16 protein-coding genes, 1 tRNA gene and 1 pseudogene are annotated in these 24861 nt (G+C 65.6%); 5 read left to right on the top strand and 13 right to left on the bottom strand.

Annotated features, from left to right (window positions below):
- Positions 1 to 84 precede the first annotated feature (84 nt).
- Entirely contained in the window at positions 85 to 1437 is a 1353-nt protein-coding gene (locus tag G5V57_RS33265; protein WP_165173457.1) for a uracil-xanthine permease family protein, read from the top strand.
- Here G5V57_RS33265 and G5V57_RS33260 read toward each other — a convergent pair.
- From G5V57_RS33260 to G5V57_RS33220, 9 genes are all read right to left on the bottom strand, one after another.
- On the bottom strand, positions 1429 to 2295 hold the full coding sequence (locus G5V57_RS33260; RefSeq protein WP_246737462.1) for a DMT family transporter: 867 nt from the start codon (positions 2293 to 2295) through the stop codon (positions 1429 to 1431). The two genes, G5V57_RS33265 and G5V57_RS33260, sit on opposite strands and share 9 nt — an antisense overlap.
- Before the next feature lie 112 nt (positions 2296 to 2407).
- Complete coding sequence (yacG, locus tag G5V57_RS33255) at positions 2408 to 2620, bottom strand: DNA gyrase inhibitor YacG (RefSeq protein WP_165173455.1); 213 nt, start codon at positions 2618 to 2620, stop codon at positions 2408 to 2410.
- A complete protein-coding gene (locus tag G5V57_RS33250; protein WP_165173453.1) occupies positions 2617 to 3255 on the bottom strand; it encodes a Maf family nucleotide pyrophosphatase in 639 nt (212 codons plus the stop codon). Before G5V57_RS33250 ends, yacG begins: the two co-directional genes overlap by 4 nt.
- 15 nt (positions 3256 to 3270) lie before the next feature.
- Positions 3271 to 3489, bottom strand: a complete 219-nt coding sequence (gene infA, locus G5V57_RS33245) for a translation initiation factor IF-1 (RefSeq protein ID WP_111197504.1) — start codon at positions 3487 to 3489, stop codon at positions 3271 to 3273.
- Positions 3490 to 3564: 75 nt separating this feature from the next.
- The gene (locus G5V57_RS33240) at positions 3565 to 4011 is read right to left on the bottom strand and encodes a low molecular weight phosphatase family protein (protein WP_165173451.1); all 447 of its coding nucleotides are present in this window, start codon (positions 4009 to 4011) and stop codon (positions 3565 to 3567) included.
- 12 nt (positions 4012 to 4023) lie between these two features.
- Positions 4024 to 4512 carry a UPF0262 family protein gene (locus tag G5V57_RS33235; protein WP_165173449.1) on the bottom strand — a complete coding sequence of 163 codons (489 nt, stop codon included), beginning with the start codon at positions 4510 to 4512 and terminating at the stop codon, positions 4024 to 4026.
- Positions 4513 to 4801: 289 nt separating this feature from the next.
- A complete protein-coding gene (locus tag G5V57_RS33230) occupies positions 4802 to 5218 on the bottom strand; it encodes a DUF2948 family protein (RefSeq protein WP_165173447.1) in 417 nt (138 codons plus the stop codon).
- Positions 5219 to 5221: 3 nt separating this feature from the next.
- Positions 5222 to 6514: a UDP-N-acetylglucosamine 1-carboxyvinyltransferase gene (gene murA, locus G5V57_RS33225; RefSeq protein ID WP_165173445.1), complete on the bottom strand. Its 1293-nt coding sequence runs from the start codon at positions 6512 to 6514 to the stop codon at positions 5222 to 5224.
- 200 nt (positions 6515 to 6714) lie between these two features.
- On the bottom strand, positions 6715 to 6864 hold the full coding sequence (locus G5V57_RS33220) for a hypothetical protein (protein WP_165173443.1): 150 nt from the start codon (positions 6862 to 6864) through the stop codon (positions 6715 to 6717).
- A 249-nt stretch (positions 6865 to 7113) separates the two neighbouring features.
- Between G5V57_RS33220 and G5V57_RS33215 the strand changes: the two genes are divergently transcribed.
- From G5V57_RS33215 to cax, 4 genes and pseudogenes are all read left to right on the top strand, one after another.
- Complete coding sequence (locus G5V57_RS33215) at positions 7114 to 14163, top strand: OmpA family protein (RefSeq protein ID WP_165173441.1); 7050 nt, start codon at positions 7114 to 7116, stop codon at positions 14161 to 14163.
- A gap of 102 nt (positions 14164 to 14265) precedes the next feature.
- Positions 14266 to 17511 carry a hypothetical protein gene (locus G5V57_RS33210; RefSeq protein WP_165173439.1) on the top strand — a complete coding sequence of 1082 codons (3246 nt, stop codon included), beginning with the start codon at positions 14266 to 14268 and terminating at the stop codon, positions 17509 to 17511.
- 8 nt (positions 17512 to 17519) lie between these two features.
- Complete coding sequence (locus G5V57_RS33205) at positions 17520 to 20987, top strand: hypothetical protein (RefSeq protein WP_165173437.1); 3468 nt, start codon at positions 17520 to 17522, stop codon at positions 20985 to 20987.
- Between the two features lie 173 nt (positions 20988 to 21160).
- Positions 21161 to 22251 (top strand): annotated as a pseudogene (gene cax / locus G5V57_RS33200) (calcium/proton exchanger).
- Here cax and G5V57_RS33195 read toward each other — a convergent pair.
- The 4 genes from G5V57_RS33195 to G5V57_RS33180 all read right to left on the bottom strand — a co-directional run bounded on the left by G5V57_RS33195 (position 22248) and on the right by G5V57_RS33180 (position 24857).
- A complete protein-coding gene (locus tag G5V57_RS33195) occupies positions 22248 to 22826 on the bottom strand; it encodes a VIT1/CCC1 transporter family protein (protein ID WP_165173435.1) in 579 nt (192 codons plus the stop codon). The pseudogene cax and the gene G5V57_RS33195 sit on opposite strands and share 4 nt — an antisense overlap.
- A gap of 160 nt (positions 22827 to 22986) precedes the next feature.
- Positions 22987 to 23901: a cation diffusion facilitator family transporter gene (locus G5V57_RS33190; RefSeq protein ID WP_165173433.1), complete on the bottom strand. Its 915-nt coding sequence runs from the start codon at positions 23899 to 23901 to the stop codon at positions 22987 to 22989.
- Between the two features lie 205 nt (positions 23902 to 24106).
- Positions 24107 to 24274 (bottom strand): Rap1a/Tai family immunity protein, encoded by a 168-nt coding sequence (locus tag G5V57_RS35495; RefSeq protein WP_165173431.1) that lies wholly within the window; start codon positions 24272 to 24274, stop codon positions 24107 to 24109.
- A 508-nt stretch (positions 24275 to 24782) separates the two neighbouring features.
- Positions 24783 to 24857, bottom strand: a tRNA-Thr gene (locus G5V57_RS33180).
- Positions 24858 to 24861: the final 4 nt, after the last annotated feature.

The following is a 24861-nucleotide window of genomic DNA, read 5'->3' as shown; positions in this document are numbered from 1 at the left end:
TTCTCCACCCCGTGATGAGCGTGCTAGCCTACCCGGAGGGTAGATTGAGTCGCAGGCGAAGCGGCGATCTGAGGGGGAGATATCATGTCGAAGGTCGAGAATGAAATCGTGCTCGTGGCGCGTCTCCACGACCGGTTGCCGATGGGTCAGACGGCCTTGCTCGGTCTCCAGCATGTGCTGGCCATGGATGTCTATGTCGTCCCCTTCATCATCGCGTCGGTCTTGGGGCTTGCGGTCGCCGATTCCGCCGTGCTGATCCAGTCGGCCTTCATCGCCGCCGGCCTGGCGACGATCATTCAGTCGAAATGGATGATGCGCCTGCCGGTCGTCCAGGGTCCGTCATACGTGCCGATCGGCGCCATCCTCGCCATCGCCTTCGCCTCGGGCGGCGGCGTCGCCGGCCTCGCGACGGTCTTCGGCGCGCTCATCCCAGGCGCCGTCATCGTGGCCTTGCTCGGAACGCCGACCGGCATCTTTCACCGCGTCATCAAGAAGCTGGTGCCGCCGATTGTCGGTGGCACGATCATCCTGGTGGTCGGCATGGCGCTGATGCCGGTGGCGCTGAAGGAGAGCGTCTTCGCCGTTTATGGCGATGCGACCGTCGGTGGCAATATCCTGCTCGCCGCCGTTTCGGCCATCGTTCTCGTCGCCGCGACGATGGCGGGCATAACCATGGGAAAGCGCGGCATGTGGCTGAGGCTCGGCGCCGTCATCCTGGCGCTCGGCGCCGGCACGCTCGTCGCCTCGTTCATGGGGCGTTTCAGCGCGCAAGGGATCGCCGATGCCTCCTGGCTCACGCTGCCGCGTGTCGCCTTCCTCACGCTCGATATCAATTTCTCCTTCCCGGCCATCCTCACGATGCTGGTCGTCTATGCGGTGGTGCTTGCCGAGACCACCGGCACCTGGTTCGCGGTCGGCGCGGTGATGAACAAGGAAATCACCGACAGCCGGCTCGATCGCGGCGCCACCGGTGAGGGCCTGGGATGTCTGGTCAGCGCGCTGGTCGGGTCGACCCCGGTGACCGGCTATTCCTCCAATGCCGGCGTCATCGCGATCACCGGCATAGGGAGCCGCGCCGTCATCGTGGCGGCCGGCATAATGCTGGTGCTGTTCGGCCTCGTCGGCAAGCTCGGCGCGGCCATCGCCTCGATCCCGCAGCCCGTGATCGGCGGCGTCTTCGGCGTCTTGTGCGCCGTCATCGCCATGAACGGCTTCCGGGTGGTGCGCTCGAGCCCGCTCAGCGAGCGCAATATGCTGGTCGTCGGCCTGCCGGTGCTTCTGGCACTGTTCGCGACCCTCATTCCGCCCGACTATCTCAAGACCTTGCCGGACGTCCTGCAGTATCTGCTCGGCTCGTCCATCGCCTTCGGCGCGGTCGGCGCGATCCTGCTGCACCAGATTCTGCCGGAGAAGCCGGCGGAGACGGTGTCACGCTGAGGTGCCACCGTTACGCGCGCTGCTCACCGCGCCGGCGCTGGCGCAGATGACGAGCGCGATGCCGACCATCTGCTGCGGACTCAAGGGCTCGCTGAGGACTAGAAAGCCGGCGAGCGCGCCGATGCCCGGCTCGGCGCTCATCAGGATGCCGAAAGTCGACGATGGCAGGCGCCGCAAGGCCATCATCTCGAGGGCATAAGGCAGAAGAGGCGTCAGCACGGCGAGGCCCGCCGTCTGCCAGGCGAGGCCGCTCAACTGGCCGAGGTCGATGCCCCACAGGCCAAAAGGCGTGGCGATGAGGGCGGCCGCGACGAAGGCGAGCGCCAGGCCGTCGAGGCCCTTGAAGGTCTTGCCGACCCGTTTGCTCAAGAGAATGTAACTTCCCCAGCCGATACCGGCCGCGATCGCAAAGCCGAAACCGATGAGATCGATGCTGAAGCCTTGGCGGTCGATCACCAGCAAAAGCACCCCGAAAATGGCGAGCAGCAGCCACACCAGGCGCCAGCTGCGGGCGAAGCCGAGTGCCGCCACGGTGAGCGGTCCCAGAAACTCGATGGCGACGACGAGGCCGAGCGGCACGCGGGTGATGGCGACGAAGAAACAGAGTGTCATCATGGCGATGACCACTCCCAGAGCCACGGTGAGCAGGAACTCCTTGCGGGGATAGCGGCGTATATCCGGACGGACGACGAGGCCGAGGAAGATCGCCGCCCAGGCGAGCCTCCCCCAGGTGGTGGCGATGGGCCCATAGGCCGCCATGGTCGGATGCGCGAAAGCAGCACCCAGCTGCACCGAAACCATCGACCCCACCACCATGAGCACGGCCAGGCCCGTTTGCGATGTTCTATGGTCTTGCAAGGCCGCCTCTCCAGGGGAATGTGCTTTGAACAACCCCTCATAGGCCGTCCCGTTGTGGTTTTTTGTCAGCAGTCCCGGCACGGGATACGAAAAAGTGGACCCGATCTAGGGATCACTCCTCGTCCCGCTTGGGACCCGGCGACTCGTCGCCCGGATCCGGTTCTTCCTCCGCCGGAATGGCGTAGCGGCCGCCGAACCAGCGGTTGAGATCGACATCGGCGCAGCGGGCCGAGCAGAAGGGATGGTATTTCTGCTGCGAGGGCTTGCCGCAGATCGGGCAGGGGTGCCGGGGACGCAGGCGCACTGGATGCGTGTCGCCGGTCATACGCCGCTGAGCGGCGCGGTCAGCCAGGTGTAATGGACGGGATAGCCCGCGCCATGAAGGAGATGGATCGTCTCGTAGAGCGGCAGGCCGACCACGCCAGAATGAGAGCCGCTCATGGCGCGCACGAATGATTCGGCGCGCCCCTGCACGGCATAGCCGCCGGCTTTGCCGCGCCATTCGCCCGATTTGAGATAGGTGTCGACATCCTCGCGCGAGAAGCGCTTGAAGCGCACCTTGGTTTCCGAGCAGCGCCGCCAGGACTGCCCGCCGGGCGCCAGCAACGTCACCGCGGAATAGACCCAGTGCGAGCGGCCGGACAGCAGCCACAGGCAGGCCTCGGCCTCTTCGGGCGTCTCCGGCTTGGGCAGGATGCGGCGGCCGAGCCCCACCACCGTGTCGGCGGCGAGGATGAAGGTCTTGGTCCCGAGCTTCTTGACGAGCGGGGCATCCTGCGCGGTGCGGGCCTTCTCATTGGCCAGCCGGATGGCAAGACGGCGCGGGGTTTCGCGCTTTATCGGCGTTTCGTCGATATCCGCCGGCATCAGGAGATCGGGCCTGAGGCCCGCCTGTTCGAGCAGTGCCAACCGGCGCGGCGAGGCGCTGGCCAGCACGAGCTTGACGCGGGCTTCCGTCATGCTTCAGCCAGGCTCCTATTTGAAGCGATAGTTGATGCGGCCCTTGGTCAGGTCGTAGGGCGTCATTTCGACCATGACGCGGTCGCCGGCCAGGACGCGGATACGGTTCTTGCGCATCTTGCCGGCGGTATGGGCGATGATCTCATGGTTGTTGTCGAGCTTTACGCGGAATGTCGCGTTGGGCAGGAGCTCCGTTACCGTGCCCTCGAATTCAAGCAATTCTTCCTTCGCCATAAGGTTCCCTGGCTGGTTGACGATCGCGGCTACCCATGAACCGGTTGCCGGGCAAAATCAAGTCGGTGGGGCAATTTACACGCCGCGCGCCCCGTGCACCCCGAATCGGCCCCGAATGCGGCGCATCAGCACGTCGCGGACGTCGCGGTAGGCGTCGAGAATCTGCTCGCGGCTGCCCATGGCGGCCGAGGGGTCCATGGTCGGCCAGTATTCCGCCTCGATGGCCATGGTGCGGGTCATTTCGAGGGCCCGATGGTGAGCTTCGGGCGACAGCGAGACGACGATGTCGAAGCTCGAATCCTCCAGATCGGCGAAGCTCTGTGGACGGTGCTTGCGCATATCCATGCCGATCTCGTCCATGATTATGTCGACGAAAGGATCGGGCTCGCCCGGCTTTACCCCGCAGGACGCGATGAAGACACGGCTGCCGTAGAAATGCCGGGCGATCGTCGCCGCCATCGGCGAGCGGATGACGTTCTGGGTGCAGGCGAAGAGCAGCGCTCCCGGAAGGTCAGCCGCCATCGAAGAGCCCGCTCAGCCGCGCCAATGCAGCACACATAGCAAGGTGAACAGGCGGCGCGAAGTCTGCGAATCGACTTCGATCTTGCCGTCCAGACGCTCTTTCAGAAGATCGCTGCCCTCATTGTGAAGGCCGCGCCTGGCCATGTCGATGGTCTCGATCTGGCTTGGCGTCGCGGTGCGGATCGCCTTGTAATAGCTCTCGCAAATCATGAAATAGTCCTTCACGAGACGGCGGAAAGGCGAGAGCGACAGGCCGATCATGGAGACGCGCTCCTCTTTGGCGCTCCAGATGTCGAAGACAACGCGGCCGTCGGCGGCCGAGAGCGCCAGGCGATAGGGGCCGCTCTCATGGCCGATCACCGTGAACCGGTTGTCCTCGATGAGATCGTAGATGGCGACGCGGCGCTCGTGATCCGCGTCAGCGCTCAGCGCCGAGCCGATGCTGTCATCGATATCGACGGCGGCGAGGCGGTTGCGATCACAGACGTCCTTGCTGGCCATGGAATCAACCTAGCGCGCTTCCCCGCCAAGGGGAATCACTTCGCGGAAGCGGCGCATAACGAGTTTGGTTCGATCCATCACCCTCATGGGCACATGAGGGACGCGGAAGGTCGGCCTTGCAATTGCGGGCATATCCGCGCCATGAAACGACATGATCGGCGGAACCGGAATAACTCCCTGTTCTGCGCCCTTCGCGAGAAGTCCCTGTAGTTCCCTGTAGACGCCTGTAATTTCCCTGCAAACCTGCCTGTAAAATAACAGGGGATTTTGGCCGGCGCAGCTTCCGCCACTAGCGCTCATGCGAGGGGAGGTTCGGTGTCTCCCAGGCGGGGCCCAGATCCTCGAGCCGCGCCTCGATGCATTCGACCTTGAGATTGATGGCGCCGTCGCCCGAGAAGGTGAGCGTGATCGTGCCGGAAGGCTCCTCATCGGGCGTGAAGGAGATGGCGAGGAGCGACAGCACCGCGTCATCGGCGCCCTGGAGGATGCGATGCGACTTCGCCGACAGCACGCGGTCGAAGGAGAGACCGGCGCGCCGGCGCTCATAAGGCGGTTTCTGCGTTTGCCACAGGAAACGATTGCCGATGAGGGCGAATATCCCGGCGGTCTTGAGATAGCGGATGTCACCGACGGTGATGACCGCATCCTGCATGTGGGCGGAAATGATCTCCAGATCGGCCGTATCTAGGGCGGTGAGCTTGAGCATGGATCAATGACTGGACAGGCGCTCGATATCGGCGCCGCACGCCTTGAGTTTCTCTTCCAGCGTCTCGAAGCCGCGGTCAAGATGATAGACGCGGTGGAGCATGGTTTCACCTTCGGCGGCAAGTGCTGCGATGACGAGGGAAACGGATGCCCTGAGATCCGTCGCCATTACGGGAGCGCCGGTGAGGCGTTCGACGCCCCTGATCTCAGCGGTGTCGCCATCGAGATGGATGTCGGCGCCCAGCCGCGCCAGTTCCTGGACATGCATGAAGCGGTTTTCGAAGATCGTCTCGCGGATGATCGAGGTGCCCTTGGCCCTGGTGGTGAGCGCCATGAGCTGGGCCTGGAGATCGGTCGGGAAACCCGGATAGGGCTCGGTCTCGACCCTGATGGCGGCAAGACCGGCGCCATTGCGCTTGATCTTCAGGCCGTCATTCTTCGCTTCGATGTCGACGCCCGATGAGCGCATGATCTTCATGACTTCGCCGAGCGTGTCGGTGCGGGCGCCGGCAAGCTTCACTTCGCCGCCGGTCATGGCGGCGGCCATGGCATAGGTGCCGGCCTCGATGCGGTCGGCGATGACGGTGTGCTCGGCGCCGTGCAGGCGCGGCACGCCCTTGATGCGGATGGTGGCACTGCCGATGCCGTCGATCTTGGCGCCCATCTTCACCAGACATTCGGCGACATCGGCGATCTCGGGCTCGCGCGCCGCGTTCTCGATGAGCGTGTCGCCCTTGGCGGTGACGGCACCCATGAGCGCCGCATGGGTGGCGCCGACCGATACTTTCGGGAACTTGATATGGCCGCCGATGAAGCCGTTGGGCGTCCTGGCCACGACATAGCCGGCGTCGATGGTGATCTTGGCGCCAAGTTTCTCCATGGCGAGAATATGCAGGTCGACCGGTCTGGTGCCGATCGCGCAGCCGCCGGGCAGGGACACGCGCGCCTCGCCGCAACGGGCGAGGAGGGGGGCCAGCACCCAGAAGCTGGCGCGCATCTTGGAGACGAGCTCATAGGGCGCCGTCGAGTCGGCGATGGCCTTGGCCGAAATGCGCATCGTCTCGCCGTCATGGCCGTTCTGGCCGGCGCGCTTGCCGGCGATGGTGATGTCAACGCCGTGATTCTGCAGGATGCGCTGGAGGAGCCGGACGTCGGCGAGCCGCGGAACGCGGTGCAGTGTCAGCGTCTCATCCGTCAGCAGCGAGGCGATCATCAACGGCAAGGCCGCATTCTTGGCGCCGCTGATATGTATGGTGCCGTTCAGCGTGTTGCCGCCCCGGATACGGATACGATCCATTTTTACGCAAATTCCCCTGCAATATTCCCCTGCACCACAATGACTTGGATTGAAGCAATCCCAGGCCACAACGTGGTTGATTCCATATCTGGAGCGGATGGTAGAACCAGGTATCCCCTTCCTCGCATCCCGCTCCTGGGCCCGCCGCTCCGGTGCCCACAGAAGGCCTAACAAGCATAAATGGCAGGGTCAGGGCAACCCTATCCCTTTTTTGCTCCCTCTGACCTGGGGGCGGTCTCGGCGCGGTTCCTGGCCTGGGCCTTGCGGCGCTTGAGATTGGCGCGCAGCGCCTCGGCGAGGCGGGCTGGACGGCCGGTCGGTTTCGGGGGAGCGGGCGGTGGCTTGGCCATGGCCGAAATTAGCGCGCCGAGCTGGAAAATGTGAAGGGTTTTCGAAGCCGCCGTTGCGAAGACGACTCTGGGTCTCGATCCGGGCAAACCAGCAACACTCCAGTCGATCGAAAATCGCTTCGAGGCGACTTGCCCTTTTCGGACGGCTCTCATAGTCTCCAACAAATCCGGGACTCGTCCGAAGCTGAAGATGCGGCGATCGGTCGGAGGTGAGCTCTCGTCGAATAGCCTTGGGTACACGGAGGCTCCATGCCCCTCGGCGCGAGCATACTCGACCTGCTGCCCATTCCGCCTGGCGCACAGTCGGCCATTCCTGCCGGGCTGCGCAGCTTTCTCGAGCGCTTCACCGCCGTCGACCTGACCTCGTCGACGACCTCGGCGGCCACATTCCACTACGGCACGCTGCTGCCGACCATCGAGGACACAGGCATCGAGGATGCGATCCGCAGCTGGTCGATCGAAGGCGCCGGCTTCGATCGCGGCGTGCGCTTCCAACTCGCGGCCACGCGCGTTCAGACGGTCAACAATATCGAGCCGGCGCCGGCGCCGCTGCAACTCGACCTGTTTCTGGAGCAGGTCAGCATCGTCGTGCCATCGCTGAAGGCCGCCAAGTTGATACCAGGCAGCGGCACGACGCCCGCGCATCTGTTGCCAGACCCGGCGTCCCCTGATGTGCGGCTGAGCGGCAGCGCGATCCTGCGCATCACCAACGGGCCTGGCGGCTGGGGCGGCCCGTTCCTGGTCGACTTTCCGGATCCGCTGGTGCCTAGCGCACCGACCGGCAGCGTTGCGTCCATGCAATTCGTGCCGCCACATTTCTTCGTCGCCAACTCGGCGATCGGGCTCACGGTGCGCCAGCTCACCTTCGATGCTTCCGGAACCTACACGCCGGCCGACATCTTGGCCCGCAGTCATGGACCGGACTGGACGGGCCTCGCGATCAACGAAGCGCTTCTTTATCTGCCGCACGAGACGCCGTTAGTGGGCAGTCTCGTGCTGGGCGTGCGCGACGTGCTGCTCGGCGATCCGTTCGGCATGCAGGGCGAATTGCGCGCCGAATGGGGCGCCGACGCGGCGACGGCGACGCCGGTGCAAATCAGCCAGGCGACAGACGCAAACGGGTACGCGCCCATCCCTGTCGCATCGGCCGACGGCGAATTCGACCGCACCGTGGTGATCGACCCGGGTCGTCCCTTGCGTTTCTTCGCGCAGGTGACCTCGGGGCCGGGCACCGACGTCACAGTACGCTGGATCCTGCCGGATCGCTCGACCGCCAATGGTCTTCTGACACCGGAGTTCCGTGCCCGGTCCGGCGACACGCTGGTGTGTATCCGCAGCGCGACAGCTGAAGGTGGCTCCACGCCGGTCGACGAACCGGAGATCCGTCATCACTTCACAGCCGGACGGGGTGCAACGGCAAAGATAACCGTCACCCATGGCGGGCTGTCGCATGACAATGTCGTGCACGTGTCCGGTTCGCGCGAGGTGATCGCGGCCGCCGGCTTGGTCTTCGCCGTCGACCCGGCGCCAGCCGATCCGGAGGCGATGACCTGGCAACTCGGCGACAGCCCTACGGCGCCGGTGGCGAGCGGCGCCACCTTCGCCTTGAACGGCACCTCAGGACTTCCGGCCTCAGGCCGCGTCGATCTGGTGCTGGACGACAATAGCGGCGGTGTGCGGCGCGTGCGTATACAGTGCCTGGAGCGGGCCGCGCTGCTGATTGGCGTCGAGGCTGGTGTATTCGACGCCGATGGCGCGTCGCTTGTCGTGCAAGCGGTCGAGCGGACCGTCGAGTTGAATCTGTTCCACGATGACGGCAGTCTCATCGCGGCGGACAATCCGGCGGAGCTGGAGGGCGGCAATCTCGTCGTGCCGACCAATGCGCTGGCGCAGGTCACAGTCGACAATGTCGCGCCGGCGGCGCCATTACCCGAACGGCATGTTCGGGTGCGGATGGTGTTCGACGAGGCCAACCCATCGCATGAGGGCGAGGATATCGAGGCCGTCGAACAGCTGCTGGCCGACTTTCCCGGTGCTCGCCTTGTGTTGATCGGACGTTGCGACGACGTGGGGGATGCGGCCTACAACGCGGTGCTGGCGCGCGAGCGCGCCGCGGCCATGGGCGATCGACTGATCGCGCTTGGCGTGGCGGCCGGGCTTATCATTTATCGCGGCGAGCAGGACGACCCGGCCACAGGCTGGGTAGGCGAGGGTACTGCGCCCGATCTGACGGAGCTCGGCGTTCCGGCCGACCAGCAGGGCGACGACTGGTACGCGTTCGAGCAGGAGGATCCAAATCATCCGCTGCCCAACACGCCGGGCGAAAGCGGCGAACTGCGCGCCCGGCGCGAAGAGTACCGACGGGTCGACATCTACGCCGAAGGCGATCCCGCGAATGATATAAAGCTGCCGCCTGCTAACGGCGCATTCGGCTCCACGCGGCGCCGCGCCTGGGTGCCGGGGCCGGACGGCGAATCCCCCGCACCGCCGGTGGCGAGCTCGCCCGAGCTTATCCACCGCGTCAGCGTGCGTGTGGCCTGGGACAGCCCGACCGCCACCACGCTGGCCGACTTCGTGCCCACGCTGGCCGAAGTCACGGTGGCCTATGAAAGCGAGCGCCTGTCGGAACCGGCAAACATGCCGGCCGAATTACCGGGCACCAGCATCGGCACCGGCAGCGGCGCGGCGAATAGCGCCGAGGTGCTCACCGTCACCGGCCGGTGGACCTATGACGCGCGCTCGGGCGAGACGCTGTTTGCCGCGTCGGTCGACTCCACCGGTGACCCGCTCGGCCTGTTCTATGCCGATGGCGATGCGGCAGCGCTGGCCTTCGCCTTCGGTCCGGCGGTGGTTGCGACTGTGAGCCCGGCCTTCCCTGGCGCGGACGCCGTCGGGATCGCCGGAGTCGCCACCGCAGCCATCATCCTTCAGGGCGCCGTGAAGAACGGCACAGGCCGCGTGGTGTGCACCGGGCTCTCCGTGGAGCAGAAACAGCGCGCGCTCGACACACTCGCCGGCAGCCAGCAGCAGATGCTGTTCGACTATGAGAGCTCATTCGATGTCGACCTGAGCGTCTTGAACGTGCTGCATCTGAGCACATCCAAGCCGCTCAAAGTGCGCTATCGCAATGTGGGCATTCGGCTCGACTGGTCGCAGACGGGCTGGTGGAACATCGCCTCCTTCGTCTACGAAGGCATCAGCATGGAAGTGGTCGAGCCCGGCCAGTGGCAGATAGACGGGCCGCTCGGCAAGTTTCTCGGCATTGTCGCCGTCCGGATGGGGACCGGCTCCACCTGGTTCGAGGTGGACATGGCGTTCAACCTCGATCTGGGCGTGGTACGGCTCACCTCTGCGACGATCCGCATCGTCGCCGAGAGGAATGCACCGCTTTCGGTCGAGATACGCGGGCTCGGCGTCGCGCTCTCCATACCCGGCGTGCTGGAAGGCAGCGGGATGGCGCGGATCAATCCTGATGGATCGGTCGCGGCCACGCTCGATGTGAATGTGGTCGCCGCTGGGCTACTGGCGCAGGCGGAGCTGGAGCTCAAGCCCGAGCTCGCTTATGTGGCCATCAGTGTGAGAGTGATCCTCCCGGTCGGCATCCCGCTGGCCAATACGGGTCTCGGCATCTTTGGCTTTGTCGGCCAGTTCGTCTCGAATGGCGAACGGACGTTTGCCATGCCACTCGACCCGGATCCGGTGCAGGCCGAGCTCGACTGGTACGAGCAGGCCTTTGCCGATAAGTGGGGCCCGGCGCCGGGCCAGTGGGCGCTGGGGCTGGGCGTGATCATCGGCACGCTGCCGGACATGGGCTTTACCTTCAATGCCCAGGGCATGTTCGTCGTTGCCTTCCCCGACCCATCGGTGATCCTCGGCATCGATGCCAAGCTGCTGGCCAGCCCTGGACAAGCCAGCGATGATCCCGAACCCCTGCAAGACGAGATGCGCCTCATTGGCCTCGCCGTGATCGACCCCGAGGCGGTGCTGATCGGCGTGCGCGGCACTTACGAGATCCCCAAGGTGCTGACCGTCAACGTGCCGTTGTCGGCTTATTTCCCGCTGTCAGGTGACCCGCGCGGCAGTTTCGTGCATCTCGGCTCCGACAACATCACCGCCGAGAGCAAGGTCGGAATCTTCACGCGCGCCGGTGATCCGGTTTCCATGTCACTGCTGCCCGGCGTGCTCGATGCCAATGTCTGGGCGTATTTCATGCTCGAGGAACGCGAGCTGCATTGGCTGGGCAATGAGGACGAATTTTCCTTTGATGGCTTCGCGGTCGGCTTCGGCGCCGGATGGAACCTGACCTGGAAGGCGGGACCGCTCACGCTCGATGCCAGTGCCGAGCTGCTGGTGGGACTGGGTACGTCACCCTTCAAGCTGGTGGGCGGCATCTGGGTGGATGGCCTGCTCGACGCCAAGATCGCTTCGGTCGGCGTGTCGGGAAACCTGATCGCCGAAGTCATCGAGCAGAATGGCGATATGCTGACCCACTTGTCCGGCGAGTTCTGCGGCGAGATCGACCTGCCGCTGGCGCCGCCGATCAAGAAATGCATCGAGATCGAGATCGGCAACAAACTGGTCGATGACATCCCGACGCCGGCTCACCCGCTGAAGAGCGTCGACCTGACCGGCCGGCGCGGCAATCGCGTGGCGACGGCCACCGACGGCACGCCCGGCACGGATCACACGGTGTGGCCCGATACAGTGCCGGTCTTAAGCTTCTCGCATGTGCCCGAGATCGGTCCCGATCTGGAGGACGACTGGACACTCGCGGCGCGTCCGAACAATCCCTCGCCCTGGGCTGGCAGCTCGGAACTGAAATACGCCTTCCGGCTTGACCGGGTGGAGTTGCTGGAGAAGACCGGCGAAGGCTTCGTCAAGGTCGACGGTCCGCTGGACGCGGTGTTCTGGCTGCCCACCCACCGCGGCGGCGTGATGAGCGAAGACGCTGATGCGATCTGGCCCTCCGAGCACGAAGGCGCCGCACTCGCGCTGCTGTCATGGGTGCCGTTCACGATCTTCCGTCACCTTACGAATGGTGGCGAGGGATTGCCGGCTGATCCCGTAGAGACGTTGGAAGATGTGTGCGACACGATCGTCGTCGGTCATGAAACCTGTGCGCCGGGGATCGACGCTGAACGCCTCGAGCCCGGCCGCATAAAAATCCGCTCGCGGCGCGGCAAAGGCGATCCGGTGGCAACCGTCTTCACCGTCTTCGGCACCACCACGCTGGGAGGCATGTCGTGGCGCGAGCTGGGGCTCGCCTTGGCGTGTCTGGGCCTGCATCCCATCGCCGAGGGTATCGTGGACCTGGATCTGCCGGTGGTGTTGCCCGACGGGCGTCGTATGTTGCGCGGCTATGAACTGCCGGGTGTCGCCCAGGCCGGGCCACGCTATGCGTCGCTCGGATGGGAGGGGCGCTTCGAACCGGCCATTGCCAAGGGGCAGGCCGTGCTGGAGGTCTGTGACCAGGGGCATGGCGTGATGGCGCCGACACGCTGTTTTCCCTTCGATGGCGTGAACAAAGTCGATGGCGAGGATCGCTGGGACGCCGGCGGCCTGCGCTTCGTCAAGACCCTCACGCCGGATGGTTCGACCGTGCTGGTGGGCTCCAACGGCGCATTGATCGTCGGATTGGGGACGCTGCGCGTGATCTTTCCGTTCCCGGTGAACTGGGCGTCGTTGAGCGTCGTGCATCCGCTCGCCACGGCGACGCTGACGATCAAGGGGCTGGGTGGACAAAGGCTGGGTACGCGCGTCATTCCCCGTGATAGCGCGCCACAGACTGTCGTCATCGAAGATGTCGGCCCGTTTTCAGAACTGGTCATCGTCAGCCTCGACGGTCGACTGGGCATTGAATCGGTGTGCGTTCGCGCCGGTTTGGGTGAACCCGACACGCCGCTCGCGATCCCGCCGCTCCTCGGCCAGAAGCTCGATGGCGAGTTCGTACTCTGGGATGCCCAGGTGCTGGTCGAAAAGGCGCCGCGCCGCGGACAGCGCTGCCGCCAGATACTCTACACTTCGCCCGATGCCGGCGGCTGGCAGGCGATCGGCGTGCCGGCGATGCAAAGCGCCACGATCCGCCTCGTCGGTGTGTGCGGCCTGACGACCACGCTGGAGCAGGTGCGGATCCGGGATCAGGACGCGCGTGACACCTTGCGGGAGGGCTGGAACGTGAAGGCCGGGCTCACCTCAGAGACACGACCGCTGCTTAAGCCCGACACCGAGTACAGGCTTCGTCTCGCCATGAGCTGGGCCGGCTGGCGGCCGGCCAATCCGGGCGCGCAGCCTCCGGCCACGGTGGCCGACTCGTCTTGGCAGGTTTTTCCTGACGTCGAGTTGAACTTCTTGACCGCGGCTGAAGGCGCCCTTGATCACAGCGCGCCGCCCTTGGTTCCTCTTCAGGACGAAACGAGCTTCGACCCGCGCGCCGTCGCGCGCTACCTGATCGGCTTCGAGCCCGAAGGTGCGATGAGCCCGCCACACTTCCTGGACGACGCGCTACTCGCCCATTTCGAGGTCGACCATGTCGAGCAGCTGCTTGCTCAATATGACCGCGCTCTGGTGATGACGTTGCGTCGCACCAATCCGTCAGCCGGCAGCGCGATGAACGGACGGCCGATGGCGATTGCGCTGGATGTCGGACGCAGTTCGCTCGAACCGGCTCGTCTCGACAAGGTGGATGCGCGGGTGATCACGGCACTGCGCGCCGATCCGCGCTGTCTCAAGACCGATGTGAATACGGGCGGCGTGACGCTGTCGATCACGGCGGATCTCGAGCCCGATGCCGAATATGATCTGGCGCTCTTCGCCCCGCCGGTGGATGACGAAGACGACGAAAGCCTGCTCGTCGCCCGCACGCATTTCCGCAGCTCGCGTTACCCCGATGTAAGCGCGCTGCTCACAGGCCTCGGCTTCGGCCTGTCCGAACGCGCCGTGACTATCCCCTTCGACTTCGTCATTGCCAATGGCGCGACGATGCCCGCGCCCGATACGAGCGCCAGCGATGCGGCGCTGGACGATGCGTTGCGTATCATCGGCATGGATCCCTGGCCGGTGGTCGGCGTCGGTCGGACGGTGGCGATCTGGCGCCCCGGTTCCGCGGCGGGAGAATATCTGCTGGCCGGATTGCTGCTCGAGAGTCCAGAGCCGATCGAACGCGGTGCGCGATGCGGCATTGTGCAGGCGCTCGTCACCGGCGGCGCCTCGGACGTGGTATTGACCGCGTGCCGTGTCAACAGCGCTTGCACAAGGGTGCTGCTGGCCACCGCTACCGCGCAAGGTCTGCCGCTTCGATGACGTTGCGCTGACATTGGCCGTGCAAGTGCTCGACCGGCTCGTCACCCGTAGCGGCACGCGCGCGATGCGCGCGGTGCCGCGCATCGTTTATCAGGAGCTGTTATGAAGGGCTTCGCACCACGCGCGCTGCTGGCGGCCCAGGGGATCCTGGCCAAGGGCGACTCGCATGCGCGCGACGGCTATCACCTGCGGCTTCATCCCGCGATAACGCTGGGGCTGCCGATCGCGCCGCTGCTGGTCTACCGCCTGCCATTCGAAGAGCCGTCCTGGCGCACAGAGGTGACTTGGGTCAGCAGCAAGGGCGAAATCCTCACGCCGCCCTTCGATGTGACAAACGGCAACCCGGTGCACGGATATCTGCCGCCAGCGAGCGAAGGCGTGTGCGGCTGGTTCGGCGTGGAGGGCGCGGTTTCCATCGGCGGCGGCCTGCCGGGTGTTCCGCGGCCGGCGCCGCGTAGCGCTATGGCAACGCGCCGAAGACGCGCCACGCCCACGGGGGACGTGGTTGCGAATTTCCCCGGACTCAAGCTGGAAGCAGAAGTGATGACGCCGCGCGGCTGGGCCTGCGTGGCGTCGCGCTCGGCCCCGCCATGGGTCGTCTCGGCCACGCCCATCGAGCGCGTCACGGTGAGCGGCAGCGGCCGCATCGATCTTGCGCGCTGGATCAGCGTGCGCGATCTGCCGGAGAACATCGATAACGCCATCGCGCGTCTCCATTTGCCGGTGCAGCAGGCCACGCGCTACCAGGCCATCGCGGCCGACGCGTACGCTTTCGCTTTGGGCCAGGCCACACGGGTCGCCGCCACGCGCCGCGCCCTTCAGGAGGTGCCTTGGGTGGCCGACCCCTTTGCCGCCCCGCTGTGGACGGACACACAGGAAGGTGAGCGTATGGAAGCCCTGGCCACCGATCTGGTGACCGATCTGCAAACGCTCATGGACGCGACCCTTCGCCAGATCGATGTGAGGAGCGAGGACGCGATCGAGCAGAACGGTGCGCTGCTGCCAGTGCCGAGCTCGATGTCGCGCCCGCTGCTCGCCGGCGTGATGGCTGCGGCGCAGGAGGCGAGCATAGCCCGCTTCGTCGGCCTGATGACATGGGACGACTTCCCGCCTTTCGGCAAGACGACCGCGCTTCCCGATAACGGGCTCGTCTATCATGTGCTGGGGTACTGGGAAGTGGAGGAGCGCGACGGCGAGTACGGCGTTGTGCAGCCGCTCGACGAGTCCGAACGGCTGCTGGAGGGGCGCACCGACATCTTCTGGCCGGTGCCCGCGGATACGAGGATCTTCACGACCGAACGCGCACTGGCGGCCGACCTCAAATCGCGCGGCCTCGTCGCCCCTGAAGGCCCGCTGGGGCCGGTGGCCCGACTCTATACAACGCTGGTCGTGCTGGCGGAGGATCCGATGCCAGACTCGCCACCGGCCCCGGTGATCGACGCCATCGCCGCGGGTGATCCGCCCTGGTTGCCCGGAACGGCGCCAGAGGCGCGCCGGCGCGCCGCGATAGAGCTGTCGGGACTGGTTCCCGGCACGGGCCTGGCCTTGGCGCGCCGATCCGACGCGCTGCCGCTCTGGCTGCCGCTGAACCCGGCGGAGCAGGGCTGGCGCACGGCCATCGGCCCGGGGGTGCCCGCCAGCGCCGATGAACCAGGCCATGGTTTGCTTGGCGACCGTGACGCCCCTCCGATCGCGGCCGATTATCGGCTGGCGCAGAGCAACGCCTTTGGGCGCTGGAGTGCCTGGGCCACCGGTGAACTCGCCGCCGGCCTGCGCCCGCCGCCGCCGCGGCCGGTCATCGAAGCGAGCTTCACGCCCGCAGCGCCGCCGGACCCGCCGACCGACGCCCCGCTCGCCGGCACCATTCGCGTGTCGGTCGCGGTGCCTGTGCCCTCCAGTCTTCCCCCCGGCGGACATTTGCTGGCGCGGGCGCGCATCCTCTTCGATGGTGTCGAGGTGGCGAGCCCCCCGCCGGGCAGCGAGCCCACCGTGGTGCGCGAGCGCCCCGGCCCGCCGCTCGCGCCGACGGCCATGCGCACTGTCTTGGTCAGCGCCGTCTGGATCGACACAGCGGGGCAGTCATCGCCCGAGTCGCAGGCAGTGGCGGTGAACTGCTACGACCTGCGCGCGCCGCCGCAGGTGGTGATGACGCCGGGGCTGCAATATGCTTCACGCGCCGATGCTACCGGGCATTGTAGGGCGGAGATCGTCTGGCCGGTGCTGGCGGGGCAGAGCCGCTTTCGCGTCTATGTCGCGCATGAAACCACGCTCAGGACGCAGCTCGAGGACCTTGGCGAGGACGAACTGCTGGGCGAACTCGCCAGCCTCAGCGCCCCCGACCGCGCCGGCCGACTGCGCGCGGCCGATGTGCGGTCGTTGTTTGCGCGCAACAACTTCGAACTACTCAGCGACACTCCGGTCGAGGCGTCGGGCGGCACCGCGCGCTTTGAGCATGCGCTCTCGGCTTCGCTGGCGGGCCTGACCTTCTACCGCGTAGTTGCGCTCGCCGGCACCAATGTCGAGGCACCATTCGAAGACGCCGCTCTGCTGCCCGTGGCGGTGCCCAATTCACCCGTTCCCGGCCGTCCGACGCTGGAGCTCGCTTCTCTGGACGTGCCGTTGGCCGACGGTCGATTCGTGCCGGGCATCCGCGTGCGCATCACCGTGCCGGCAGGTTTGCGTGCGGCAGTCGACTATCGCTTGTTCCGCAGCACCGAGGAGACGCGGGATGTCCGCCGCATGCCGCAAGTCGCGGCCGGAGCGCTCGCCGCGCCCGCTATGCCCGGCCAGTCGCAAATGCACACAGTGTTACTGGTGGGCGATCCGGCGCCCGGCACGCCGGACAAGGCCGTCGTCGGCGACTATGACGAGGTGTTGCCGGCGGATATCCGCATCTGGATGCGCTACCACTTCCGCGCCGATGTGCGCGCCGCACCCGAACCCGGCTCCGGGTTGGATGGGGTGCCGCTGTTCACGGGCGACTGGTCGCCCGCGGCACTGCCCGTGGCCGTATTGGTGCTGCATTCCGACGCGCCACCGGCAGCGATGAATCTGAGCTTCGCCACGGCGGGAATGCTGTTGCGCTGGAAGCACCCGGACGCCTTGCTCGGCCGCCACGCCGGGCGCTACCTGTTCGATGTCTATCGCAGCGCACCGGGCGAGCCTGAAGCCTGGTTTGCCAGCGTGGCCGCCGACGCGCCGCCGGGCGAGGGCGGGCGTAACCCGAACGGCAGAGGGTTTTTCCATGTCGACGACCCGAACTCGCTGCCCGGTACGCGCTATCGCGTGCTGCTGAGTGATCCCTTGGGCCGGGCGAGCGCCTATGCCGAGCTGACGAGGAGGCGCTAGGAGCATCCATGGCCAACCTCAACCCCGCTCCCGCAGCGCTCGGCCTCGCATCGCCGGCACTGGGCGCTTGGTTCGATGATGCCAGTCTTTCGCTGGCTGCGCCCGTATCGACATTGGCCGTCCCACATACCTTCGCCGCGAGTGGCGGCAACACCGTCACCGCCTGGTGGGCGCCTGCCGGGGGCACGCTCACTCTGGCGGTCAGCACGCCGACCCGTCCGTCTGTGCTCAGCGGGCTGACAGATGCAACAGGTGCGCCGGCTTTCGCCGACAACATGTTGGTCGCCTTGTTCAAGCTGTTGCCGGAGGTGGAGGAACGCCTTGAGGTGCTGACCGCCATGCTGCCGCGCCCGGATGGTGTGGGAAACGCCGCACTCCTGCGCTCCCGCGCCCGCGTGCGCGCCATCGCCATCGAATATCCCGACGCGGCACCGGCGCGGCTGAACGACTTCGTCAACCCGCTGGGCGGTGATGCCCCCACGGCTTTCGGCCTGGTGGACCCCGGCAGCGGCACGCTCGCCAACGGGCCGTTGCCGATGAGCGACCTGAAGCGGCCTGGGCAGATCTTGAATTTGACGCGCCAGGTCCTGGCCAATTTTCCGGATGGCCTCGCGGTTCAGGTCTGGGCCTTCGATGCCGACGGCCAGGCCATCGATCCCGGCGCCGTGGCGGCTTGGTGGGCTGCCATCGCCGGCGGCAGTGTGGCGCCGTGGAACGGCAATGCGTCGAACATCTGGGCCGAAAACGATACGCAGCGCACCTGCGTGGTGGCGCCGCATCTGGGAGTCCTGATCGTCAACCCGCATCGCGGACAGATCGACACCAATCTCCAGGGCCGGCTGACGCTGCCGCCGGCGAACGCCACCCAGATCGGCACCAATGCGAGCTTGTTCACGGCATCGCAGACGCAGGGTGCCGGCATCAGCTTCACGGTCGCACCCACCGGCACCGCCCCCGATACGGTGCCCATTCCGCGGGCGGCGCTGCTGCCGATAGGCAACTATCGCGCGGCACCGGCAGGCGGGCCGCTCAATCTGTGGGGCGGCGGTCCCGTCACACTGCCTGCGCATGGTGGCGGCCAACTCACCCTGACGCGCGACTTCGTCGAGGTCGCGGCGGTGGATATCGAATCCTTCGTCTGCGGCATTGTGCGGGGACCGAGCGACAACAGGGGCACGCCGGCCGAACGGCAGTCGTCTGACCAGAACCGCGTCAGCACACGCATCAACGTGACGCGCAGCACGGTGGCCTTGCAGCCCACGATCGACACTGTGGCGACTGCGTTCAATGCGCTTCCCGACGGTGTCAATCCGGTGACGCTGATTGCGCCCGCCTATGACCATGACTGGGGCGGCCGCGTCGTCGAGAACCTGCCGAACGCGCCGGCCCCGCCGCCGCCCTTGCCGGCACCGCTTCCGATACCGCTACCGCTGCCGACGGCGCTGCCGGCGCTCGAGTGTTTTGCGCTCACTGGTGGTGGCGCCGCGTTGGACGACACAGCCGGTAGTCAGCAAGTCGTCATCCGACTCACGCTCCAGGGCGCCAACGCGCTGAACGGGACGTGGGTACGCATTTATCCGCAGAAGATCAATCTGGATACGGGCCGGCGCGAAGCGCAGCCGGGCGGCGCCGGACGTTTCGGCTCGGCGGCAACGACCGGCCCAGAGATCATTGCTCATGTCGTCGTCACGCTGCCGCCCGGCCAGACGGATGGCAGCGTGCAATTGGGCGTCGATGTGATGCTCTATGATGGCGGCAATCCCCCCACGATCTATGCCGACCAGCGCATTACGCGTCCGGCGCCAGTTGCCGGCAACGCAGTCACCTTCGCCAATATCGCCACCCAGCTGGGCGCGAGCGCGCTGGTGCTGGACTGCGACCAGGGTGTGGAATTCGGCCCCGCGGTCGTGCCGCAGGGCGCGTTCCGCTCGGGCTCGACGCTGGTGGTGCGGGTACCAGGCACCAATAATGCGCTGGACAGCTTCACCGCCATCAATCGCGCCACTGTACCGCTCCAGTGGTTCGACAATGGCCCGCTGGCCAAGACGTTGAGCGCCAATGACGTGATTTCCGTCACCTCGCCGGCCTTCGTCAATCAGGCGCCCGGCAACACAAATCCCTTCAATGCCGCAGTAGCCACCGCGACCGGCTTCACGCCGCAGGTTCAGATTCAGCCGCGCAACGGCATATTGAGCGTCGGCACGCCCGGCGCTCCGCTGCCGACTCAGGAGCGGCTGGAACTGGTCGGCCTGCTCAATGCGGGTGCCGGCGCCGGCGCGGTGAACATTGGCGTGGTGGGCAGCGCGCCGGCGCTGGCATCCTGGCACGAGCTGCTGCCGGCACTGGCGGGCAATCCCACGGCACCTGGCGGCAGGGAAGTACACGGCGCCGGCGTCCAGATCACCGGTGGTGCCATCACCGACATCGCCGATGTGATGCGCGACCGCCTGTTCGCCGGCACCCCGGCACTCGCCAGCGATGCCGGCAGCAATCCGCTGCCGGCGCAGGCGATCAACGCTCCGGCGCAGTGGGCGGCGGTGCTCAAGACCGTGGCGCGCGGCGTCGAGGGCGAGCCCCTGGTGTTCGATGCGCTCGACCTTGCCGACGGCACGCTGTTCGACGCCTATGATAATGTCGCCGCGGCCTTGCCCAACCTGCCGCCGGTCGGCGCCGTCGGAAACGCGAACGCGGCCCTGCGCGCGGTGTGCCGCCGCATTCTCAACGCGCTGGGCCGGCAGGAGGCGCTGTTCGCACTTAACGCCGCCATCGGCCGTGCCGAACGGCTTATCTATATCGAGACGCCGGCCATCGACGGCGAGTCCGTCGACGCCGACGGCGCCAATCTCGCCTGGCTCGATACGTTGATTGCCCGGCTGGGGGCGCGGCCCGGACTGCAAGTGGCGCTGTGCGTGCCGCGCGCGCTGTTGCCGGGCACGCCGCAGCCTCTCACCTGGGTTCGCAACGAGCTCTGGCAGCAGGCACTGGCGCGCCTGGTCAAGGACAATGGTGACCGCGTCGCGGTGTTCTCTCCCGGCGCCGGGCCTTATTCGCATGTCCGCATGGCCTCGACCGTTGTCGTCGTCGACGATGTATGGGCGCTGGTCGGCAACACGCATCTGTGGCGTCGCGGCCTGTCGTTCGATTCCTCGCTGGCGGTGGCGGTGTTCGACGAGATCAACCGTTTCGGCCGGGGGCAGGTGGTGAGCGCATTCCGCCAGCTGCTCGCGGCGGACCGGCTGGGCGTGGCCATTACGCAGGTCCCGCTGGTCGGCCATGAATTCGTCGGCTCGATCAAGCGCCTCACCGAGGGCGGCGGCGCCGGGCGGCTGGCCTTGGGTGCAATTCCGCGCGCGCCCGTGGCCGAGCGGCCGACCGAAACCGACATGGTCCTGTGGAATCGCGATGGGTCGGTATTCGATGTTCTGGGACTGGAAAGCTGGCTCGCCGGCATTGCGGTGCATGTGACACCGACCTGATCGGGCAGGAGGCTGCCGGTAGTCTTGACGGATGGTTTGGCCATGGCCGATGCTATGGGCGGGGGATAGGCAATAGCGGGCCGGAGAATTGTCGCCCGTCTACGAGGAGGGGTCCGCTTTGCGCCGTCAGCCGCCCACGTTACCACTGCCGCAATTCACCTGATCATATTCCCATGGCCCTCCTCCTCAAGGAAATCCGTGGCAACCCCATCCTCTGGCTGTTGGCCTTCGTGCCGGTGGTATTCGTCGCAAATCAACTGAGACCGGAAGCCCATACGCTGCTGTTTGTGCTGTCGGTATTGGCGATCGTGCCCCTGGCCACGCTGCTGAGTTCCGCGACCGAGTCGGTGGCATCCAAGACCGGCGATACTGTCGGCGGCCTTCTCAACGCTTCGCTGGGAAATCTGACGGAACTGGTCATCGCATTGACCGCGTTGCATGCCGGCCAGCACACTCTCGTGAAAGCCTCCATGCCGGAGCGATTGTCACGAATACGTTGTTCATGCTGGGCGCGTCGTTCCTGCTCGGCGGCCTCAAGCACCATGTGCAGCAATACAACCGGACCAGCGCCCGCCTCCAGACCAGCCTCCTGTTCATTGCCACAATCGCGATCATGACGCCCTCGGCGGTCTTTGATGCAGAGTCCACATCCGGATCGGAATTCACGGGAAAATTGAGTGTGGCCCTGTCGGTCCTGCTGATCTCCACCTATGCATTGGGCCTGGTCTTCTCACTCAAGTCGCATCGGGAGTTCTTCGGCGGCGTGGAGCACGGGGAGCCCGGTGAAGCGATATGGCCATTGAGCCTGGGACTGTCGGTGCTGGCCGGCGTCACCGTGCTGGTCGCACTGGTCAGCGAAATATTCGTCGAGTCGGTGCAGCAGGCGGCCGAGACCTTCGGCATGACCCCGGCATTCGTGGGGTTCATCGTGGTGGCGTTGGTCGGCGGCGCCGCCGAGATGGCTTCGGCGTTTTCCGGTGCGCGCAAGAACCACCTCGATCTGAGTGTCGGCATCGCGCTTGGCAGCGCATCACAGATCGCGCTTTTTGTCGCCCCGGTTCTGGTGCTGCTCAGCTATGTCATCGGTCCGTCGCCGATGGACCTGCAATTCTGGCCAGGGGCGGTGGTCATGGTGCTCATTTCGACGATAACTGCTTTCCTGATGACCAGTAGCGGGCGCTCGGCATGGTTCGTCGGCGTGTTGCTGCTCATGGTGTATCTGATCTTCGCAATGACCCTCTATATTTTGCCGCCTCGCGTCTAACCTCCTAACGCGATGGTGACGGCCACCAGGACGGCGCCGATCGCCGTCATGGCCAGCGCCATCGGCCACGGGCTTCTGCCCATGTATTTGCCGAGTCGGGCGCCGATGAGGAAGAGCATCACCAGCGCGATCGCGTTCGACATGCGCATGGCGGCGGGCAGATGGTCGATAAACAGGAAAGGTATGCTGGGCGGGAGCGTCGAAGCGACGACCAGGCCGAAGACCGAAATCGCGGCCCTGAAATCCTGGAGGCGGACAATGTTGCGGTGCTTGCCCGCCGGCGAGGACTTGATGCGCGTGAGCAGCAACTCCGCATCGGTTTCGGACGTGATCTGCTGAACCTCCTCGGGCAGGTTCTGAAGCAGAATGCGACGCGCCTCCGGCACGGGCGCTGCGCGGACGGAATCGATGAAATTGAAGCGCCTGGCCCGATCCGCGGCGGTCGTCAGGACGAACATCACGGCGTCCACAATGCCCCATGCCATGTTGCATCCAAGGGCCGCCATGAGCACGGTCCGGACCTCTTCGCCTCCCGCCACGGCGACGCTCATGGTGCCGGTAAAGGAAAGCGCCATCAGAAGTCCGAATATGATCTCTGACAGACGATCGATTGGATCAAGGACAGATCCGGTCCGCTCGGGCTCGTTCATTGCGAAGGTCCCCGCTTCGTTTCGACAAGGAGACATACGCTATCGCAAACTCTTCGGACAGGCGAGCATGGGCCGGTCAGGCGGCTCAGACGGGAAGCTTCGCCTCTGCTGCCGCCAGGGCCTCGTCCTCGATCTGGATGGTGACGTGGTCGAGGCCGAATTTCTCTTTCATGAGCTTGCGTGCTTCCGCCAGAACACGCCCGGCTTCCCGCATGTCGTCCACAACGATATGCCCGCTCATCGAATCAAGCCCCGAAGTGAGCGTCCAGACATGCAGGTCGTGCACAGCGGCGACGCCTGGAATCTCTTTCAGCACGCGCTCCAGCAAGGTGAGGTCGATTTCGGCGGGAACGCCTTCCAGAAGAATATGGACGGCATCTTTCAGAAGCCGCCAGGTCCTTGGCACGATGAAGAGGCCGATGGCGGCGCCGACGATGGGATCGGCGAGCGTCCAGCCGGTCGTCATGACGATCAGGGCGGCGATGACGACGGCAATCGACCCCAGAAAGTCGCTCAGCACCTCGAAATAGGCGCCGCGGACATTGAGGCTCTCAGCTGAGCCGCCCGCCAGCAGGCGCATGGAAACGAGGTTGACGGCCATGCCGACGAGGGCGACGGCGAGCATCGGCCCGCTCAGGATCTCGGGCGGTTCGAAGAAGCGCTTATAGGCCTCGTAGAGGATGTAGATGGTGAGCAGCAGCAGGACGACGGCATTGGCGAGCGCCGACAGCACCTCGGCGCGCACATAGCCATAGGTCTTCTGCGGCGTGGCCGGGCGCTCGGCGAAACGGATGGCGATGAGCGCCAGAGCAAGGCCTCCGGCATCGGTCAGCATATGCGCCGCGTCGGCGAGGAGGGCGAGGCTGCCGGTCAGGAGACCGCCCACTACCTCGGCGACCATATAGGTTCCCGTCAATGCGAATGCCCAGGCGAGCCGGCTTTTATGCCGGCCGGCGGCCGAGCCGGCCTTCAGGGAACCATGTCCGTGTCCTTCGTGCATGGCCGCCTATATAGTCCGGACGACAGGGCGGCGACAGCCAGGCCAACTTCCGCGTGGGAAAGGCGTGGCTCAGTCACAGCATGAACTGGGTCAAATTATTGATTTATGTGGGAAAACGGATGCTGCCGGGCAAGCTTCCAAAATTGGCGGAAATTTCTCAGGCCGGGATTGACAGGGGAGTGGCCCGGCGCGCGCCCGGTGACCCCTATCGGCCCACCCCGAGGTGGGTGGGGCACGGCCACTTTCTCTTGAGAGCCCTCAAAGCAATGGAGGCAGCCGAGCTTGCGCGCGCTTGTGGTTGTACCTCCAACTCCTTCAAGACAACTTTTCGGAGCTTCTCCACCTTTGCTCTGGGAGGGAGGCAGATCGCCAATTTTTTTGTGTGGCAATCACCGCAGCCTCATTTGCTGTATCAACAACTGCGGCAAGATAGGACGCACAGCGAGGGCTTGACCGACTGCACTCGGTGAAAAGCTTGTCACTGTTCCACATGCTTTTTGCTGCAGCGGGTGGTGCCAGCGCCAGACACGCGAGCACCCCAGCAGCGGCGATTGCATTGACCCACGGCATGCGACGCCCAACGTACCCCATGCCACAGAGTTCCACCGAAGCAGCATGGACGCAAGACGTGTCTTGTCCGGGTGTACCCTCAGTGAGCGTTCACCGACGCGTCCTGAGACCGTGCACTATGGGTTGGTTTCGATCCTTGCGCGGTTTTGCTCAAATCGACGGGCACTCGCCGCCTGAGAAAATAGGAACCCGTCTGGGGATGTTTTCACGCGCCGGAAATAGTAATTCTCATGTGTGCCACCTCTGTGTACCAGAGCGATGGCCAACACACTAATATTTTCAATTAGTTGAGCCGAATCAATGGATTGGAATGGTGCTGCCAGAGAGGATTGAACTCTCGACCTCTCCCTTACCAAGGGAGTGCTCTACCACTGAGCTACGGCAGCGCCG

It is taken from the genome of Nordella sp. HKS 07, from assembly GCF_011046735.1.
Classification (GTDB): Bacteria; Pseudomonadota; Alphaproteobacteria; order Rhizobiales; family Aestuariivirgaceae; genus Taklimakanibacter.
Note: the sequence above shows the minus strand (reverse complement) of the source record. Positions and strands in the feature narration are given on the sequence as shown.